The 17,861-nt window shown below is 73.8% G+C and carries 13 protein-coding genes and 1 tRNA gene; 3 read left to right on the forward strand and 11 right to left on the reverse strand.

Translation table 11 applies throughout. The annotated features are described in order from the left end of the window. Positions 1-21 precede the first annotated feature (21 nt). Together CGE01nite_RS11140 and CGE01nite_RS11145 are read right to left on the reverse strand one after the other, a co-directional pair. On the reverse strand, positions 22-1,032 hold the full coding sequence (locus tag CGE01nite_RS11140; protein ID WP_141370964.1) for a cation diffusion facilitator family transporter: 1,011 nt from the start codon (positions 1,030-1,032) through the stop codon (positions 22-24). Continuing rightward, the gene (locus CGE01nite_RS11145; RefSeq protein WP_141370965.1) at positions 1,029-2,543 is read right to left on the reverse strand and encodes a chloride channel protein; all 1,515 of its coding nucleotides are present in this window, start codon (positions 2,541-2,543) and stop codon (positions 1,029-1,031) included. Before CGE01nite_RS11145 ends, CGE01nite_RS11140 begins: the two co-directional genes overlap by 4 nt. 57 nt (positions 2,544-2,600) lie before the next feature. Here CGE01nite_RS11145 and trmB point away from each other — a divergent pair, with 57 nt between their 5' ends. Next, positions 2,601-3,335 carry a tRNA (guanosine(46)-N7)-methyltransferase TrmB gene (trmB, locus tag CGE01nite_RS11150; RefSeq protein WP_141370967.1) on the forward strand — a complete coding sequence of 245 codons (735 nt, stop codon included), beginning with the start codon at positions 2,601-2,603 and terminating at the stop codon, positions 3,333-3,335. Further along, a complete protein-coding gene (locus tag CGE01nite_RS11155; RefSeq protein ID WP_141370969.1) occupies positions 3,332-4,219 on the forward strand; it encodes a LysR substrate-binding domain-containing protein in 888 nt (295 codons plus the stop codon). Before trmB ends, CGE01nite_RS11155 begins: the two co-directional genes overlap by 4 nt. 14 nt (positions 4,220-4,233) lie before the next feature. Here CGE01nite_RS11155 and CGE01nite_RS11160 read toward each other — a convergent pair whose 3' ends face one another. The 5 genes from CGE01nite_RS11160 to CGE01nite_RS11180 form a co-directional block, all read right to left on the reverse strand. Continuing rightward, complete coding sequence (locus CGE01nite_RS11160; protein WP_048342727.1) at positions 4,234-4,614, reverse strand: DUF5997 family protein; 381 nt, start codon at positions 4,612-4,614, stop codon at positions 4,234-4,236. A gap of 80 nt (positions 4,615-4,694) precedes the next feature. Then, a complete protein-coding gene (locus CGE01nite_RS11165; protein ID WP_141370971.1) occupies positions 4,695-5,060 on the reverse strand; it encodes a MerR family transcriptional regulator in 366 nt (121 codons plus the stop codon). Positions 5,061-5,088: 28 nt separating this feature from the next. Beyond that, on the reverse strand, positions 5,089-6,042 hold the full coding sequence (locus CGE01nite_RS11170; protein ID WP_218022621.1) for an aldo/keto reductase: 954 nt from the start codon (positions 6,040-6,042) through the stop codon (positions 5,089-5,091). A gap of 141 nt (positions 6,043-6,183) precedes the next feature. Next, a complete protein-coding gene (locus CGE01nite_RS11175) occupies positions 6,184-8,661 on the reverse strand; it encodes a glycogen/starch/alpha-glucan phosphorylase (RefSeq protein ID WP_048342695.1) in 2,478 nt (825 codons plus the stop codon). A 205-nt stretch (positions 8,662-8,866) separates the two neighbouring features. Next, a tRNA-Arg gene (locus CGE01nite_RS11180) sits at positions 8,867-8,939 on the reverse strand. Positions 8,940-9,080: 141 nt separating this feature from the next. Between CGE01nite_RS11180 and CGE01nite_RS11185 the strand changes: the two genes are divergently transcribed. Beyond that, positions 9,081-9,539, forward strand: a complete 459-nt coding sequence (locus tag CGE01nite_RS11185) for a GatB/YqeY domain-containing protein (protein ID WP_170210950.1) — start codon at positions 9,081-9,083, stop codon at positions 9,537-9,539. 123 nt (positions 9,540-9,662) lie between these two features. On the opposite strand, the gene CGE01nite_RS11190 is transcribed toward CGE01nite_RS11185, so the two are convergent. The 4 genes from CGE01nite_RS11190 to CGE01nite_RS11205 form a co-directional block, all read right to left on the reverse strand. Further along, positions 9,663-10,724 (reverse strand): LLM class flavin-dependent oxidoreductase, encoded by a 1,062-nt coding sequence (locus CGE01nite_RS11190; RefSeq protein ID WP_255318502.1) that lies wholly within the window; start codon positions 10,722-10,724, stop codon positions 9,663-9,665. 133 nt (positions 10,725-10,857) lie between these two features. Continuing rightward, positions 10,858-16,023, reverse strand: coding sequence for a metallophosphoesterase (locus CGE01nite_RS11195; RefSeq protein ID WP_141370975.1), 5,166 nt, complete (start codon positions 16,021-16,023; stop codon positions 10,858-10,860). 178 nt (positions 16,024-16,201) lie between these two features. After that, positions 16,202-16,954, reverse strand: coding sequence for a class I SAM-dependent methyltransferase (locus CGE01nite_RS11200; RefSeq protein WP_141370977.1), 753 nt, complete (start codon positions 16,952-16,954; stop codon positions 16,202-16,204). A 68-nt stretch (positions 16,955-17,022) separates the two neighbouring features. Then, positions 17,023-17,844: a hypothetical protein gene (locus CGE01nite_RS11205; RefSeq protein WP_141370979.1), complete on the reverse strand. Its 822-nt coding sequence runs from the start codon at positions 17,842-17,844 to the stop codon at positions 17,023-17,025. Positions 17,845-17,861: the final 17 nt, after the last annotated feature.

Here is a 17,861-nt window from a genome sequence, read left to right on the forward strand (position 1 = left end):
GACGGACGCCTGGCCGCGGCGTCAGTGCGGGGCCCGGCGGGGTGTGAGCCCCGGGTCCTCGGGCTCCGCGAGCGACAGGAGCGCACCGACGACGCCGGGCGTCGCACGGATGCGACGCTCGAGCGCGGCGAGCTGGTGCGAGGCCGCTGTCTCGTCGGGCTCGCCCACCAGGTCCACGGCACCGGACAGGAACACCTTCCGCGCCCCGACGAGCTCGAGCCTCAGCTCGCTGACGCGCGCGACCTCGGGCTGGGCCTGCAGGGTCGCGAGCGCGGCGTTCCACAGGCGGTCGTCGGCGACCTCGCCGACGAGGAACCTGCGGTTGCGCTCGATCAGGACCACCGCGACCACGCCGAGCAGGATCCCGACGAGGATCGAGCCGATCGCGTCGGGCACGGTCGACCCCGTGATCTCGTGCGCCGCGATCCCCGCGGCGGCGATGACGATGCCGACGAGTGCGGCCGCGTCCTCGAAGAACACCGCGCGCACGGTCGGGTCCGACGTGCGCAGCACGTGCTCGAGCAGCCCCTGGTCGCGGCGCCGCGCGGCGGTGCGCACCTGCCGGTTGGCCTGCAGGAACGAGACACCCTCCAGGACGAACGCGACCCCGAGCACGGCGTAGGCGACGCCGAAGTCGGTGGCCGGCTCGGGGTGGGCGAGCTCGGAGATCCCGTGCGTGATCGAGACCCCGGCGCCCACCGCGAACAGCCCGATCGCCGCGAACAGCGACCACACGTAGACCTCGCGGCCGTACCCGAGCGGGTGGGTGCGGTCGGCGGGGCGGGCGGCCTTGCGCTGCGCGATGAGCAGGAACACCTCGTTGCCCGTGTCCGCCCACGAGTGCGCGGCCTCGGCGAGCATCGACGCTGCGCCCGTGACCATGGCCGCGATCGACTTGGCGACCGCGATGAGCAGGTTGGCCCCGAGCGCGATCGCCACCGTCAGCGCGGACTCGTCCCGCGTGTCGTCGGACCCGGTCAGGACGGGCAGTGCGCCGGGCGCGCCGGGCTCCACGGGTGACGGCCCGCTCATGGCCGCTCCCCCGCGTCGGGCGGGTCCGGCGTCAGCTCGGCCCCGGCTGCGGCCGCCGGTCGGGGGACGCCCGGCTCGGGGACGCCCGGCTCGGGGACGCCCGGCTCGGGGACGCCCGGTTCGGAGACGCCCGGTTGGAGGGCGCCCGGCGCGGGCACGCTCGGCGCAGGCACGGGCAGGGCGGTCCCGGCGGGGGCGGCCGCCATCGCCGCCTCGTCGGCGTCCGCCCGTCGTCGGCCCAGGAGGTCGCGGTGGTCCAGGACCGCGGACCCGAGCCACGCCGCGACGGTCGCGATCACCGCGACGGGCACCGCGTCGAGCCCGGGACGCCCGACGAGGAGCGCGGCGAAGAGCACGGGCGAGACGACCATGCGCGTCATCGCCGCCATGCCCGCCCCGGCGCCCACCGCGATCGCCACGGTCGGCGACAGGTCGACCGTCACGACCGCGAACGACGCGAACGCGACCCCCATGAAGATCGCCGGGAAGATCGGCCCGCCCCGGAAGCCCGCCCCGAGGCTCACGGCGTAGGCCAGCACCTTCGCGACGAGCACGACGAGCACGGCGGCGACCGATCCGCTGGCGACGAGGTCCGGGATCGACGACTGCCCCGAGAACAGGACTTCCTGCGGGTCCGCACCGAGCGCGTCCGCGACGAGCGCCAGCACGCCGACCGCGAGCCCGCCCAGCAGCAGCAGGGGCCCCCGACCGAGCCGAGGCTCGAGGCCCGCGAGCGACGTGGCGGCCCGTCGCACGAGCCGCGCGACGACGGCCGCGAGCACCCCGACGAGCACCGCGACGACCACGTCACGCACCAGGACGGTCTCGTACTCCGGGAGTCCGGGCATCGCGAGCCCGCCGACCGGGAGCCCGGCCCACGAGCCGAGGCCCGTCACGAGCGTGTACGCGACGGCGGCGGACACGAGCGCCGGCACGAGCAGCGGGATGACGAGCGCGCCGGCCCCGACGCCGCCCTCGAGCAGCATGAGCCCCGCGACGAGCGGCCCCCCGAACAGCGTCGACATCGCCGCGCCGGACCCGGCCGTCGCCACGACGGTCCGGCCCTGGTCCGTCATCCGCGCCCACGACGTGACCCACGTGCCGACGATCGCCCCCAGCGCGATCAGGGGCGCCTCGGGGCCCAGCACCATGCCGAACGGCAACGTCGCGACCGCGGCCAGCGCGACTCCCCAGGCGTCCGGCGGCCGCGGCGCGCCGCCCAGGTGCAGCCCGTGGATGGGCGACGCCCCGCCGTCACCGGGCAGCATCCGGGCGAGATGGACGAGCAGGCCGCCGAGCACGGGCAGGGCGAGCACGAGGTACCAGGGCGGCGCGTCGGCGCCGAGCAGCACCGGCAGGTCGTCCCACAGCCAGGACTCGAGCTCGTGCACCAGGCCGATGAACGCGAAGGCGACGAGACCGGCGGGCAGGCCGACGAGCGCTCCCAGCAGCGCGAGGCGTGCCAGGTCGCGGGGCGGCACGTGCGAAGCGGGCTCACCGGCCTGCGGCATGAGGCCGACAGTAGCCACGCGACGGCGGGGCCGCGCGGGGTCCGTAGGCTGCTGTGCGTGAGCCAGCCGCCCGACGCGTTCCGCCACGAGGCTGCGCGCCCGCACGAGCCGTTGCGCACGTTCCATCCGCGGCGCGCGGCGCTCGGCCGCGACCGCACGGACGCGCTGACGCGCCTGTTCCCCCGGTTCGGCTTCTCCGTGCACGACGAGGCCTCGCCGTTCCCCCGCACGCCAGACGGTCTGCTCGACGCCACCGCGCTGTTCGGCCGCCGCGCGCCGCTCGTGCTCGAGATCGGGCCGGGCATGGGCGAGACGACCGCGGCGATGGCCCAGGCCGACCCGGACCGCGACTACCTCGCGGTCGAGGTGCACCTGCCGGGCCTGGCGAACCTGCTCGTGCTCGTCGAACGGCTCGGCCTGACGAACCTGCGCGTCGCGCACGGCGACGCGCTCGACCTGGCCCGGCACGCGATCGGCGAGTCGACGCTCGACGCCGTGCACGCCTTCTTCCCCGACCCGTGGCCCAAGGCCCGCCACCACAAGCGCCGGCTCGTCCAGCCCGAGCACGTGGCGCTGCTGCGCTCGCGCCTGCGGCCGGGCGGCACGCTGCACGTCGCGACGGACTGGGCGCCGTACGCCGAGCAGATGGTCGAGGTCCTCGCGGCCGACGAGGGCCTCGACTCGGCCGGCGCGGTCCCCCGACCGCCGCACCGCCCGGTCACCAAGTTCGAGGCCCGTGGGCTGGCGACCGGCCGCCCCTCCACCGACGTGATCGCGAGGCGCACGGCATGAGCGAGCAGGACCCCACGCACGGCCCGGCGTCGGACGCCTCGTCGGCGGACACCTCGCCGCCGGCGTTCCGGCTCGGCATGGTGCCGGGCGTGAACCCGGGCCGGTGGGTGCGCGTCTGGGAGGAGCGGATCCGGGACGTCGCGCTCGACCTCGTGCCGGTCGCCGCGGCCGACGCCGTGGACGCTCTGCGGGCGGGCGACGTCGCGGCGAGCCTCCTGCGCCTGCCCGTCGACCGCGCGGGCATCGACGCGATCCCGATGTACACCGAGGCGACGGTCGTCGTCGTGCCCAAGGACCACCTGTTCACCGCCGCCGAGGAGATCACGGCCGCGGACCTCGCCGACGAGACGCTCGTCGTGCCCGTCGACGACGTGCTCGGCTGGGCGGACGCGCCCGGCGAGCGGTTCGCGGGTGCGGTCGCGACGACGAGCGACGCGGTCGACCTCGTCGCCGCGGGGCACGCGGTGCTCGTCGCGCCGCACTCGGTCGCGCGGCTGCACCTGCGCCGCGGCCTGACGACGCGTCCGGTCACCGACGCGCCGGGCTCCGCCGTGGGCCTCGCGTGGCTGACCGAGTCCTACGACGACCTCACCGAGGAGCTCATCGGCATCGTCCGGGGGCGCACCGCGACGTCCTCCCGCGGCCGGGGCGCGACGGCCGAGGCGCCGACGAAGGCGTCGGGCAAGGGCAGCGGCAAGGGCGGGGCAGGGAAGAGCGGGGCCGGGAAGGCCGGCGGCGCGAAGAGCGGCACCGGCAAGGGTGGTGCCGGCAAGGGTGGTGCCGGCAAGGCGACGAAGGGCGCTGCCGCCGGTGGGCGACGCGCCCCGAGCCCTCGCACGTCAGGCGGTCGCAAGCCCGGGACGAACCGCGGCCGCAAGCGCTGACCGCACGCGACGCGTCAGGACTTCTCGCGGCGAGCCTGCTCGGCGCGGCGGTCGGCCTCGCGCGCCTCCAGCCGACGCTCCTCGCGGCGGACCTCCTCGAACGTCTGCCGCTCGCGCACGAGCCACTCGGGCGGCTCGGCGATCAGCGCGTTGATCTCGTCGGTCGTCAGCGCGTCCGTGACCCCGGCACGCGCGAGCCCGGACGTCGAGACGCGCAGCCGCGCGGCGACGACGTTGCGCGGGTGGGGTCCGTTGCGACGCAGGTCGACGAGCCACTGCGGCGGGTCCTGCTGCAGCTCGGCGAGCTCGTCGCGCGTCACCGTGCCGGTGCGGAACTCCTCGGGCGTCGCCGGCAGGTACACGTCGAGCTTCGCCGCCGCCGTGGACGGCTTCATCTCCTGCGTCTTCTTGGCCACGGCGACACCCTACGCGCGAACGGGGGGCGCCCCGCGCGCCGTGCGACGCCGACCACCCCTCAGGCGTCGCCCCCGTAGTGGGCGATCTTGCCGTCGAGGACGTCGATCGCGGCCCGGATGCGCACGGCCTGATCCTCGAGCTCGGCGCGACGACGGCGCAAGAACGCGACGCGGTCGTCCTGCCCTGCCTCCGAGCGCAGGAGCTCGGTGAACCGGCGCAGGTCTGCGATGCCGAGGCCCGCCTCGCGCAGGCACGTGACGATGCCGATCCAGGCGACGTCGTCCTCGTCGTACCGGCGCTGCCCGCCCGCCGAGCGCCCGACCGGCCCGACCAGCCTTTCCCGCTCGTAGTAGCGCAGCGTGTCCAGGCTCAGGCCGGTGCGCTGCGCGACCTCACCCGGTGCGTACCCCGTCATGGCCGTCATGCTCCCACCGACCTCTGCCGCCCCCGCGTCAGGCCGGCTCGTCGAGGCGCGTCCGCGTCTCATCGGTCACGGCGACCTCGCGCGCCGCCATCGCCTCCGTGAGCTGGTCGACTGAGCTGACGCCCAGGATCGGGTGGATGCCCTGGTCCAGCAGCCACGCGAGCACGACCTGGTTGCGCGTCGCGCCGAGCTCGTCGGCCACCTGCGCGAGCACCTCGAGGCGGCGGTGGGTGCCCGGGTGGTCGTAGCCCGGCGACAGCGGGCGGTCGCTGCGCACGTACGCACCGGTCAGCAGGGGCGAGTACGCCCACAGGTCGAGGCCCTGCGAGCGCGCGTGGTCGAGCTGGTCGCGCTCGGCGTGCACGTGGCCGCCCTCGGGCAGCGTGACCCCCGGCCGCGGCACGACGTACGAGTAGCGCAGCTGCACGGCGGTCCACGGCTCCACGCCCTGCTCACGCGCGATCGCGCGCGCCTGCTCGACGCGCCACGCGGCGTGGTTGGACGCCCCGAGCCGTCCCGCCCGGCCGTCCGCGACGAGCTCGCCGAACGCCGCCACCGTCTCGTCCAGCGGCACCGACCGGTCCTCGGCGTGCGCCCACAGCAGGTCGACGGAGTCGAGCCCGAGCCGGTCGAGCGAGGCCGCGAACCCGCGCTCGATCGCCTCCGCGGACAGCCCCTCCGCAGACGAGGGCCACTCGTGCGGGACGAGCGGCTGGTGGCGCACCTTCGTCGCGAGCCGCACGCGTTCGCGCATCCCCGGGCGTGCCGCGAACCAGCGTCCGAGCACGCGTTCGCTCTGCCCGCCGACGCCCGACGGGTCCTCCCAGAAGGCGTAGCAGTTCGCGGTGTCGATCCACCGGCCGCCCTGGTCGACGAACGCGTCCAGGAGGTCGAAGGAGAGCGCGTCGTCGGCGCGCGTGCCGAAGTACATGGCACCGAGCACGGGCTCGGCGGTGCGGGTCGTCGTCAGGTCCTGGTCCATGACGACGAGCCTGCAACCTGGAGCGCACTCCAGGTCAAGCCCCCGGTGCGTGCGCGTGCCGGCCCGACGGGACGCGGGCTCGTCGTCGGACGACGAACGCCCCTGCGCCCGAGGTGGGCGAGGGGCGTTCGTCGGTGTGGCTCAGGCCTCCGGCGCGACCGGGTAGGTGTGCCAGATGCGGTCGATGTAGTCGCGCATCGACCGGTCGGACGAGAAGAACCCGCCGCGCGCGACGTTGAGCACCGCGCGCCGCGTCCAGTCCTCGGAGTCCGCGTAGGCCACGTCGACCCGGGCCTGCGCGTCGACGTACGCCTGGAAGTCGGCCAGCGCGAGGAAGCGGTCCTCGTTGAGCAGGTTCGAGACGATCGGCTCGAACGTCGCCCGGTCGCCGCCCGAGAACGCCCCCGAGGCGATGAGGTCGAGCGCGTTGCGCAGGTCCAGGTTCGTCTCGTAGTACGCCGACGGGTGGTAGCCGCGCTCGACGACCTCTGCGACCTGCGGCTCGGTCAAGCCGAACAGGAAGAAGTTCTCGTCGCCGACGAGCTCGCGGATCTCGACGTTCGCGCCGTCGTCCGTGCCGATCGTCAGGGCGCCGTTGAGCATGAACTTCATGTTGCCCGTGCCCGACGCCTCCTTGCCCGCGAGCGAGATCTGCTCGGACAGGTCAGCCGCCGGGATCAGCGTCTCGGCGAGCGTGACGTTGTAGTTGGCCGGGAACGCGATGCGCAGGCGACCCTCGAGCGCGGGGTCGTCGTTGATCGTGCGACCCACGGCGTTGATCAGGGCGATGATCTGCTTCGCCAGGACGTAGCCGGGCGCCGCCTTCGCACCGAACGCGAACGTGCGCGGCGTGACGTCGGCGACCGCGATCTTGCCGGTCGTGATCTTCTCGTACAGCGACACGATGTGCAGGAGCTTGAGCGTCTGGCGCTTGTACTCGTGCAGGCGCTTGACCATGACGTCGAACAGCGTGTCCGGGTTCACGACGATCCCGTCGCGCTGCTCGAGCACGGAGGCGATCCGCAGCTTGTTCGCGTACTTGATCTCGCGGAACCGGCGGCGGAACTCGGCGTCGTCGGCCAGCGGCTCCAGGCCCTTGAGCTGGTCGAGGTCCGTGACCCAGCCGTCGCCGATCGCCTCGGTGATGAGCCCCGAGAGCCCCGGGTTCGACAGCTTGAGGAAGCGGCGCGGCGTGACGCCGTTGGTCACGTTGGTGAACTTCTCGGGCCAGTAGCCCGCGAAGTCGTCGAGCACCTTGTCGCGCAGCAGCTGGCTGTGCAGCGCCGCGACGCCGTTGACCTTGGTGCCCGCGACCGTCGCCAGGTAGGCCATGCGCACCGCGCGCACCGGGTACTCCGCGATGATCGACATGCGGCGCACGCGCAGCTCGTCGTGCGGGTAGGCGACCCGCAGCTCGGCGAGGAACTCGTCGTTGATGCGGTAGATGATCTCGAGGTGCCGCGGCAGCAGCCGGCCGAGCAGGTCGACCGGCCAGACCTCGAGCGCCTCGGGCAGCAGCGTGTGGCACGTGTACGCGAAGCACTGCTTCGTGACCGCCCACGCCTCGTCCCAGTCCCAGCCCTTCTCGTCGACGAGCACGCGCATGAGCTCGGGGACGGCGATCACCGGGTGGGTGTCGTTGAGCTGGAAGACGATCCGGTCCGGCAGCTTGTGCAGGTCGAAGTCCTGCGGCAGCACCTGGTCGACGAAGTCCTTGATGGAGCACGCGACGAAGAAGTACTGCTGCTGCAGGCGCAGCTCCTTGCCCTGCGGCGTCGAGTCCTCGGGGTAGAGGACCTTGGAGATGTTCTCCGCGAACGTCTGCGCGCGCACGGCCTCGGCGTAGTCGCCCGAGTTGAAGATCTCCAGGTCGAACGCGCGCGTGGCGCGGGCGCTCCACAGGCGCAGCGTGTTGACGCGGCCCTCGTCGTAGCCCGGGACCATGTAGTTGTACGGGACGCCGAGCACGGACCAGCCCGGGACCCAGCGGCGCTTCACGACGCCGTCGTCGTCCTGGTACTGCTCGACGTGCCCGCCGAAGTTGACCTTCACCGCGGCCTCCGGGTGCGGGAACTCCCACGGCGAGCCGAGGCGCAGCCAGTCGTCGGGCTTCTCGACCTGCCAGCCGTCGACGAACGTCTGCTTGAAGATCCCGTACTCGTAACGGATGCCGTACCCGATCGACGGCACGTTCATGGTCGCGAGCGAGTCGATGAAGCACGCCGCGAGACGGCCGAGGCCGCCGTTGCCGAGCCCGGGCTCGATCTCGGCCTGGCGCAGCTCCTCCAGGTCGATGCCGAGGCTCTCGAGGCCCTCGGACACGATGTCCTCGAGGCCGGACGCCAGCAGCGCGTTGTCGAGCTGGCGACCGAGCAGGAACTCCGCCGAGAGGTAGGCGACCGACTTGGCCTGCAGCTTGGCCTGACTGCGCAGCGTCGAGAGCCAGCGGGTCATGAGGTAGTGGCGCACGGTGCGCGCCATCGCCAGGTACTTGTCGTTCACCGACGCCCGGGTCAGGTCCACGCCCTGCCCGAAGTTGAGCTCGCGCAAGAACTCGCGCACGAAGCCGTCGACGGTGTGTTCGCGCGTCGCGATGGGGGGTGTCGTCTCTGCCGTCACCAGTCCACCGTAGCCACGGAGTGTGTCCCGTGAGTGACGCAATCCCTTGCAATTCTTGCGAAACGCTTCGAGAAGTGGCTCACATTCACCCGTACGGGTGACCTTAGTCCCGGACGAACCGCCCGCTACGGCCTCCGCGACAGCGTCCGGGCGCCGACGAAGAAGCGGCCCCCACCGGAGAACCGATGAGAGCCGCTTCACGATGCGCGCCCGAAGGGACTCGAACCCCCAACCTTCTGATCCGTAGTCAGATGCTCTATCCATTGAGCTACGGGCGCACGACCCTTGCGGGCCGGAAGAGACGATACAGGGCGCGGACCGCGACGCCCAAACCGGGACCGCGTGACGCTGGCCACCGCACCCGGCGCGAGCGCGGTATCCACTGGCCGACGCGGCGCCACGCGGGGGACGATGAGCGCATGAGCACCCCGACGCTGGACCGCCTGACCGCCGACCTCACCACCGCGATGAAGGCCCGCGACACCGCCCGCACCAGCGTGCTGCGCCAGCTGATCGGCGCCGTGCGCGCCGAGGAGAAGTCGGGCCCGACGGTGCGCGAGCTCGGCGAGGACGACGTGCTGGCCGTGCTGGCCCGCGAGGTGAAGAAGCGCCGCGAGAGCGCGCAGATCTACACCGACGCGCACGCTCCCGAGCGCGCCGCGAACGAGACCGCCGAGGCCGACGCGATCGAGACGTACCTGCCGGCACGGCTGTCGGACGACGAGCTGCAGGCGCTGGTCACGGCCGTGGTCGCCGACCTGGGCGCGACGAGCATGAAGGACATGGGCGCGGTGATGAAGGAGGCCACGTCCCGCGCGGGCCTCGCCGCCGACGGCAAGAAGCTCTCCACCCTGGTCCGCACGGCCCTGACCCGCTAACCCCGGCCCGCGCGTCGGCTCGGCGGCGCTTGTGGGTGGAGAAGCGATCGCTGGGCGGGCGTTTCTCCACCCACAACGGGTCCGACGGCCGGCCCGCGAGGGTCCGGCGTTGGTGGGAAGCGGTCAGGGGGTGAGGAGGGCGCGGGCGCGGGGGGCGACCTCGGTGCCGTAGAGGTCGATCGCGCGCAGCAGGTGCTCGTGCGGCAGGGGGCCGTGGGCGTACTTGAGGTCGAACCGCTGCACGCCCAGCGTGCGCACGGTGTCCGCGATGCGTCGCGCCACGGTGTCCGGCGAGCCGACGAAGAGCGCGCCCTCGTCGGCCTCGGCCTCGAAGTCGTCGCGGGTCATGGGCGGCCAGCCGCGCTCGGCGCCGATCCGGTCGCGGTTCGCCTTGAAGTGCGGGAACAGCAGGTCGCGCGCGTCCTCGTCGGACTCCGCGACGAACCCCGGCGAGTGCACGCCCACGGGCGGCACCACGGCGTCGGCGCCGTGCAGCTCGCGCACCGCGCGCCCGTACAGCTCGACGAACGGCGCGAACCGCGCGGGCGCACCGCCGATGATCGCGAGCATGAGCGGCAGCCCGTGCCGCGCGGTCCGCACCACCGACTCGGGCGTCCCGCCGACCCCGACCCAGACCGGCAGCGCACCACCGGCGGTCGTCGGCCAGGCCCGGCGCCCGTCGAGCGGTGCGCGCGTGCGGCCCGTCCACGTGACCGGACCCTCGGAGCGCAGGCGCACCAGGAGGTCGAGCTTCTCCTCGAACAGCGCTTCGTAGTCGGCCAGGTCGTACCCGAACAGCGGGAACGACTCGACGAACGACCCGCGCCCCACCTGGATCTCCGCGCGCCCGCCCGAGATCCCGTCGAGCGTCGCGAACCGCTCGTAGACGCGCACGGGGTCGTCCGACGAGAGCACCGTCACGGCCGAGCCGAGCGTCACGCGCTGCGTGCGGGCGGCGATCGCGGCGAGCACCACATCGGGCGCCGAGACCGCGAAGTCGTCGCGGTGGTGCTCCCCCACCGAGAAGTGGTCGACGCCCGCGCGGTCGGCCGCCACCCCCTGCTCGACCACGTCGCGCAGCACCTGGTGCTGCGGCACCGGCCGGCCGTCGCTCGTCGTCGTGACGTCCCCGAACGTGTCGAGGCCGAACGTCACCTGCTGCGCCTGAGTCGCGTTCACCCCCACCAGAACCACCCCCGGCCGCCGCCGATTCCGCACCGCCGGGCACGGGTGCGGGGACGGAGGCAGCGGCCACGCTCGACGAGCGCGTCGACTGCCTCCGTCCCCGCCGGGCGCTGCCCGCGGTCCCCCGCGGGCCTCAGCGGCGGATCGTCACCGCGGCGCTCGTGCGGGTGTGCGTCTCGTAGCCCGCGCGCGTCCCCGTGACCTGCACCGTGACGCGCGTGCCCGCGAGCGCCGCCCCGGGCGTGAACCGCCAGCTCGTCGCGCCGGAGATCTGGCGACCGTCCGCGAACCACGCGTAGGTGAACCGCGTGCCGGGCGTCCACGTGCCACGCGAGACCGTGAGCGTCCGGCCGACCTTCGGCGTGCCCGTGATCGTCGGCCGCGCGCTGGTGAGCTGCGCCTGGGCGACCTTCGCGGTTGCACGCGACACCACGCTCGTCGTCGCGTACCCCGTGCGCGTCCCCGTGACGCGCACGGTGATCCGCTTGCCGGCCTGGGCGGGTGCCAGGCGGTACGACGACGAGGTCGCGCCGCGGATCGCGGAGCCGTCGGCGTACCACCGGTAGGCCAGCGTGACCGGCGCGGGACCCCACGACCCCGGCCGCGCCGTGAGCGTCCGGCCCACCGTGGCCGCCCCGACGACCACCGGGGTCGCCGTGCGCAGCGCGCCGGCCGCGACCGACGGCGTCGCCGCGGACGTGCGGACCACCTGCGGGTGGCCCGCGAGCGTGCCGGTGACCTGCACCGAGATGCGCTTGCCGCGGTGCGCGGGAGCGAGTGCGAGCGACGACGAGGTCGCGCCGGCGATCCGCGTGCCGTCGGCGAGCCACTGGTAGCGCAGCGTGGTCCCCGAGGTCCACGTGCCCGGCACCGCACGCAGCGCCTCGCCGACCGCTGCGGTGCCCGAGATCGTCGGGACGGGCGACAGCGGGATCGTCGTCGGTGCCGCGGCGACGAACGTGCGCACCGCGGACCGGTGCACGCCGCCGTGCGGGCCGGTGGTCAGGACGTACCAGCCGTGCTCGCCCGCGGGGACGTCGCGCCACACGGCCGAGACCGTCGCGCCCGACGGCACCGAGGCGAACGACGCGATGGTGCGGGACGTGAGCACGTCCACGCGGAACGAGTCGGTCGCCAGCGTCTTCGTCGTCGGGGTCAGGCCCACCGCCGCGTACGGCACGGTGAACTCCTGCATCCCCGGCGGCGAGTTGAGGGACGCGTCGTCGGAGTCGAAGTCGTCGAGCGACGGCGAGTACGTCCGCACGACGATCCGGCCCTCGTCGTTGTCGAAGTGCAGCAGGCGCAGGTAGCCCTGGCCGCCCTCGGTCAGGCCCTGGTAGTCGAAGAGCATCGAGTAGACCGTGCGGTCGGCGGTGCCGTCACCGTCGTCGTCGAACTCGTCGGTGCGCGTGTAGGCGTCGTGGTAGTGGCCCGAGCTCACCGCGAACACGTTCGGGTTGGTCGCGACGACCTCGTCCATGACCCGCTGCGGGATCGGCCCGAGGCCGCCCGTGGTGAGCATGAACTCGTGCAGCGCGATCCACACCTTGCGCTCGGGGTAGGCCCGCGCGACCTCGTTCATCCACGCGATCTGCTCGTCGGCCGGACCCCAGCCCATGTACAGCACCAGCAGGTCGATGCCGTCGGCCGTGATGAGGTCGTAGTGGCCGCGGTTGTCCTGCAGCTGCCCTCCGTACCAGGGGTTGCCCTCGAACCGTGCGGCGCCGAACCGCGCGCTGTACTGGGAGTAGTCCTGCGCGGCGTGCCCGACGTCGTGGTTGCCCGCGAGCACGCCGTACGGCAGCCCGGCCTGGTCGAGCTGGGCGTACGCCGCGTCGGCGCGCTCCCACTGCTCGGGCTGGTCGTAGTCGTCGACGATGTCGCCCGTGTGCACCAGGTACTGCAGGTTGAGGGCGTCGCGCTGCTCGAGCAGGAACCGGTGGATCGCGAGCTGGTGCGGGTAGAACGCGGGGTTCTCGTTGTAGTACTGGGTGTCCGACTCCCACGCGACGGTGAAGTCGTACTCGTCGCGCGGCGTCGCCGCGGCGTGGAACGGCGTGACCGCGGACTCGCGCGTCGAGCGGACCTCGCCCGCGAAGCCCTCGGAGTGCTGGACCAGCACGGTCACCGTGCCGTCCGCGAGGTGGTCCGCGACGGGCACGAGCGCACCGAGCGTGAAGTCGGTGGCCCCGCCGTCGGTCGTCAGGTGCCGGTCCACCTCGTCCCAGCGGTTCGCGGTGGTGTTCCGGACGTACAGGAGCACCTTGGCGTCGGCGTTGGCCGAGCCGCTCCACGCGACCCGCACGTGCGCGTCGGCGCCCGCGTCGGCCGGGACCGCCACCGTGAAGAGCTGGTACGGGAACTGCGTCGCGGAACTGACCTGCGACGCCAGGCCGTCGGTGCTGGCGAGCTTGGCGAGCTCGTCGGCGGACAACAGGGTCGGGTCGAGGTCGTCGCCCGCCGCGACGCCCGTGACGCCCGAGGCGGCCGTCACCTCGTCGTCGCCCGCCGTGAAGGCGTAGCCCTCGCGGAGCGCGACGCCGAGGGCGTCGCCCTCGGGACTCGTGGGCGTGGCCCGCAGGACCACGTCCCCGGCCGGGACCTGCGCACCGTCGAGCGGCGAGAGCAGGTCCGTCACCGGGGTCTCGTCGGCCGTGCGGAACGTCAGCGTGCGGCGCGTGGTGCTGCCGAGCGTGTCGCGCGCCTCGAGCACCGCGACGTGCTCGCCCGGCGTCAGGTCGAGCGACGAGGTGACGTGCGGCAGCGTGACGGGCGCTCCGTCGAGCGTCGCGGTCAGGGACGCGACGCCCGAGCCCGCGTCGGTGGCCTGCGCGTCGACCGTCAACGGCCCGCGGTACAGGGTGCCGTCGACGAGCGGGGTCGTGACCTGCGGCGCGGTGTTGTCGACGACGACCGTGCGGGTCACGCTCGTCGTGCCGGCCGTGGCGGTCACGCTGTGCTCGCCGTCGGCGACCGCTGTGGTGTCCCACACGTGCGCGAGGGAGCCGAACGCGTCGTCCGGGATCGTGAACGTCGCCGTGAAGTAGACGAGCGTCGCGTCCTTGAAGCCGATGCTCGCGGACGGGTCCGGGCACGGCACCGCCGCGTGCTCGGCGCCGGCGGCCTCACCCGCGACGCCGCACGAGGTGGGCCGCAGCACGCGGCCGTCCGGCAGGGCCAGCCGCACGTTCGACGCGGAGAAGTCGTCGTTGTTCTCGTTCACGTCCGGCTGCGGCCACGCCTTGGTGCCCGCGTAGATGCCGATCGTGAGCTCACGCCCGCGCAGCACCTGGTCCACCGGGACCTCGGCCGTCACCGTCTCGACCCGCGAGTAGAAGCCCTCGTCGAAGATCGTCAGGACCTGGTCGCCCAGCTTGACGCCGTTGCGGAAGAACGCGTCGGTGCTCGTCGCCTCGAACGCGAACACCGGCGCCTTCTCGAGCGAGGGCACGACGCTGCCGACGGGCTCGCCGTCGATCGCCAGGCCCAGGTCGGCGGGGTCGCCTTCGGTCGTGGCGGCCACGCGGGTCCGCCCGCCGACGAACTGGCCGTCGCGCACGTCGAGCCGCACCGCGTCGGGCTGGCCGTCGCCCAGCTCGAGCCGCACCGACTCGCTCGTCGTCGTGTGCGTGCCGTCCGAGGCGCGAACCGTGTACTCGACCCACCGCTTGCCGAGCAGGTCGACCGCCGGGATCGAGTACCCGAACCGGTGCGGCGCGCTCGCCGTGAGCAGGTGCGTCACGGGCGCGTCGACGTTCGTCGTCAGCGTGAGCGCGACCGTGCGGACCTGACGGTCGTCGGTCACGTCGAAGAGCAGGTCGAGCGAGTCGGCGTCCGGGCTCTCGGAGCCGCCGGTCAGGTCGCGCACCACGGGCGCGGTGGCGTCCACGGGCGGCACGACGAGGTTCGTGGGCACCTGCGACGCGGAGACTCGGCCCGGCGTGGGAGCGGCCAGCCCGACGAGCGTCTGCGCCGGGCCCGCCGGGTCGGCGGGCGTCCACAGGTGGTCACCCGGTCCCGGGTTCCACGCGTACTGGATCGCGGTGGTCGGCGTGGTCTGCGCGTCGGTGAACCAGTACGCGGAGCTGACCTCCTCGCCCGTGTTCGTCGCGACCCGGATGCCGCGCGGCCCGGCGTTGGCCATGCCGCCCGAGGCGATCTCGACGAGCTGCGTGCCCGCCGCGAGGTCCGTGCCGTACTGCGCGTTGAAGTCGGCCGCCGTCAGCGCGCGGCTCGCGTCGTTCTTGATCCAGAGCACGAGCGTGCCGCCCGCGGGGATCGCCGGGTCCGTAGGGGTCGCGGGCCACAGGGCCGCGCTCGTCTGCACCGCATTCGCGTCGACGTACAGGTAGCTGATCGTGAAGTCGTCGAACGAGACGGGCGCGGCGGAGCCGTTGTAGACCTCGATGAACTCGTAGGCGTCGGCGCCGGCCAGGTTCGGCGTGTCCGGCGCGAGCTCCGTGACCTGCAGGATCGGCGCGACCGCGCCGGGGGGCGTGGTGGGGCCGGTCGTGGGCTCCGTCGTCGGCTCCGTCGTCGGCTCGGGCGTCGGCGTCGGCGTCGTCGTCGGCTCGCTCGTCGGCGTGCCCGACGGGTCCGGGCTCGGGGCGACCAGCTGGTCCGGCGTGACGCTGCCCGGCGACGGGACCGCGGCCTGCGCGTGCACGCCGGCCGCCGTCCCGGAGGTCGGCCGACGGTAGTGCGCGCTCCGCTCGGCGGCGGTGTCGGTGCCAGCGGTGTAGGTCGACGACGCGATCGTCTGCCCGCCCGAGCGCAACGTCACCCCGCGCGTGCCGCTGTTGGCGAACCCGGCCTGACCGGTCACGTACGCGACCGGGACGCCGGCGTCGAGCCCGTAGTGCGCGCGGAAGTCGTTCGCGTCGAACAGGAACGCGTTCGGGCTGCCCGACGAGTACCCGTCGGCCGTGCCCGAGGAGTACCGCAGCCACAGCGTCAGCGCGCCGCCCGCGGGCACCACCGCCGGGCTGGGCGAGTCGGCCGCGAGGCTCAGCGACGTGACGTTCGTGCCGTTCGTGTACGCGACGCTCACGCCCGACGCGACGAGGTCCACGTCCTGTGCGCCGGGGTTGGCGATCTCGACGAACTCGAAGTTGTCCTGCGTGCTCGGGTGCCCGTCGACGACGTGCGCGCCGTTGTCGGGGTTGATCTCGGAGACGAGGAGCGTCGGGAGGGCGGGATCGTCGGCGGCGGCGGGGGCCGCGACCGCGAGGGCCGTGCCGACGACAGCGGCGGAGACGAGGGCGGCGACCGGCCGCACCCCGGGGGCGTGCACACGCATGAGGTCTCGCTTCGGGTCGGGGGTGATCCGGGGCGAGCCTCACGCGCGTGGGTGAACACCGGTCCCACCTCGGGCGACGCCGAGGTGTCCGATCGATGCCGAGCGCGTCCGACCTGCACGAACGGGTGTCGGGCCTCACCCGTCCGGCCGCAGGGCGGTGCGCCGGGAGCGGGGCACGTCAGGACGGAGGGCGGTCGGTGGGGTGCAGCGCGATGAGCCAGGACAGGTAGTGCTCGGTCACGGTGCCGCCGAGGTCCCGCACGGCGCGCGCGGCGGCGTCGACCTCGTCGGGCGTCCAGTCGCTGAAGGTCGTGAACAGGCGGTGCACCTGCTGCGCGTCCAGGTCCACGGACCAGCGGAACGTGCGGACCTCGTCGGCGCGGAACAGGCCCGAGCGCGTGAGCTCTACGACCGTCACGGACGCGTCCTCCGCATCGGGACCCGGGCGCGGCGGGCGCGTCCGGGCGTGGACGATCTCGTCGGTCCGCGCGCGGAACGGCGTGGGCACGTCGGGGTCGCCGAACACGTTCCGCCAGACGAGGAAGGTGCCGTCCGGGACCAGCGCGCGCCGCACCTTCGGCAGCACCACGTCGAGGTCGAGCCAGTGGATCGACGTCGCCGCCACCGCGAGGTCGAACGCGTCCTCGCCCAGGTCCGCGTCCTCGGCGCGCGCGACGACGACCTCCGCGGCCGGGTGCGCCGCCCGCAGGCGTGCCGCGAGCTGCGGCCCGGGCTCGACGGCCGTGACGTGCAGACCCGCGGCCAGCAGCGGACCGGTGGCCTGCCCGCTGCCCGCGCCGAGCTCGAGCACCCGACGCCCGGGCACGAGGTAGCCGGCGCGCGTCAGCTCGTCCCAGAGCGCGCGCGGATAGGGCGGGCGCGCGTCGTCGTAGATCGCCGCGTGCTGCTCGAAGTGCCGCGGGTCCACCATCCCGCCGAGCCTACGACCGTCGCCCCGCGAGCACTCCGCCGCGCACGACGCGCACCGGAGCCCGGAGACTAGAACGTGTAGGTCACGGCCCAGCGGGCCTGGGCGCCAGGAGCGAGGGTGGCGACGTGGAACGGCTCGGCGGACACCGTGTAGTGGTTCCCCCAGACGACGAACCGCTCGGGGACGTAGCTCGTCGTCATCGTGATGCTGCCGACCGCGTCGTGCCGGTGGACCAGGGTCAGCGGGCCGCTCGCCGCGTGGTCCAGCTCCTGGTAGTGCCCCACGTGACCGGGCGCCAGCACGCGCCGGTGCACGCTGCCGTCCTCGGCGACCCGGTAGCCCTCACTCTCGGGGAGCGTGACCGCGGCGCTCGTCCGGAACAGCTCGTCGGCCGCCGGCTGCGGGAAGAACGGGTGCGGGAACCACCGCACGGGCAGCGCACGACCGTCGTCCGCGTTGATCAGCTCGGTGACCGAGCGCAGCGTCCGCCCGACGAGCGTGAGCGTGCGCTCGAGCGTGCACGCGAACCCGCCCCACGCGTGCGCGGTGCGGAACGTCAACGAGGTGGGCGCCTGCGCGACGTCCCACACGCACCGCTCGACGACGGTCCCCGCCTCGAGGTCGCACACCCCGACACCGAGCAGCAGCGCGTCGCCGTCGTCCGCTCCGGGGGCCCGCAGAGGCTCGAGCGCGAACGAGTCGGGGATGCCCTGCCCGTCGAACCAGTTGAAGTCGTCGGGGTAGGTCGGCCCGGACATGAGCGGGCCGTGGCGCGCGTCGTGCACCTGGAAGACGTATCCGCCCGTGCAGTACCGCGGGCCGGTCAGTGCCGCGTCCGCGACCGGGTCGAGCACCTCGACCCGCAGCTCGTCCGTGAGCAGCTCGTACATGCGCCTGCCTCAGCCCG

This window comes from Cellulomonas gelida (genome assembly GCF_006538725.1).
Taxonomy (GTDB): Bacteria; Actinomycetota; Actinomycetes; order Actinomycetales; family Cellulomonadaceae; genus Cellulomonas; species Cellulomonas gelida.

Excerpts from the sequence above, each read along its gene's own strand:
- CGE01nite_RS11160 (WP_048342727.1), bottom strand. The coding sequence starts at position 4,614 with ATGAAGCCGTCCACGGCGGCGGCGAAGCTCGACGTGTACCTGCCGGCG.
- CGE01nite_RS11140 (WP_141370964.1), bottom strand. The coding sequence starts at position 1,032 with ATGAGCGGGCCGTCACCCGTGGAGCCCGGCGCGCCCGGCGCACTGCCC.
- CGE01nite_RS11170 (WP_218022621.1), bottom strand. The coding sequence starts at position 6,042 with ATGGACCAGGACCTGACGACGACCCGCACCGCCGAGCCCGTGCTCGGT.
- CGE01nite_RS11185 (WP_170210950.1), top strand. The coding sequence starts at position 9,081 with ATGAGCACCCCGACGCTGGACCGCCTGACCGCCGACCTCACCACCGCG.
- CGE01nite_RS11195 (WP_141370975.1), bottom strand. The coding sequence starts at position 16,023 with ATGCGTGTGCACGCCCCCGGGGTGCGGCCGGTCGCCGCCCTCGTCTCC.
- CGE01nite_RS11155 (WP_141370969.1), top strand. The coding sequence starts at position 3,332 with ATGAGCGAGCAGGACCCCACGCACGGCCCGGCGTCGGACGCCTCGTCG.
- CGE01nite_RS11205 (WP_141370979.1), bottom strand. The coding sequence starts at position 17,844 with ATGTACGAGCTGCTCACGGACGAGCTGCGGGTCGAGGTGCTCGACCCG.
- CGE01nite_RS11200 (WP_141370977.1), bottom strand. The coding sequence starts at position 16,954 with ATGGTGGACCCGCGGCACTTCGAGCAGCACGCGGCGATCTACGACGAC.
- CGE01nite_RS11165 (WP_141370971.1), bottom strand. The coding sequence starts at position 5,060 with ATGACGGCCATGACGGGGTACGCACCGGGTGAGGTCGCGCAGCGCACC.
- CGE01nite_RS11145 (WP_141370965.1), bottom strand. The coding sequence starts at position 2,543 with ATGCCGCAGGCCGGTGAGCCCGCTTCGCACGTGCCGCCCCGCGACCTG.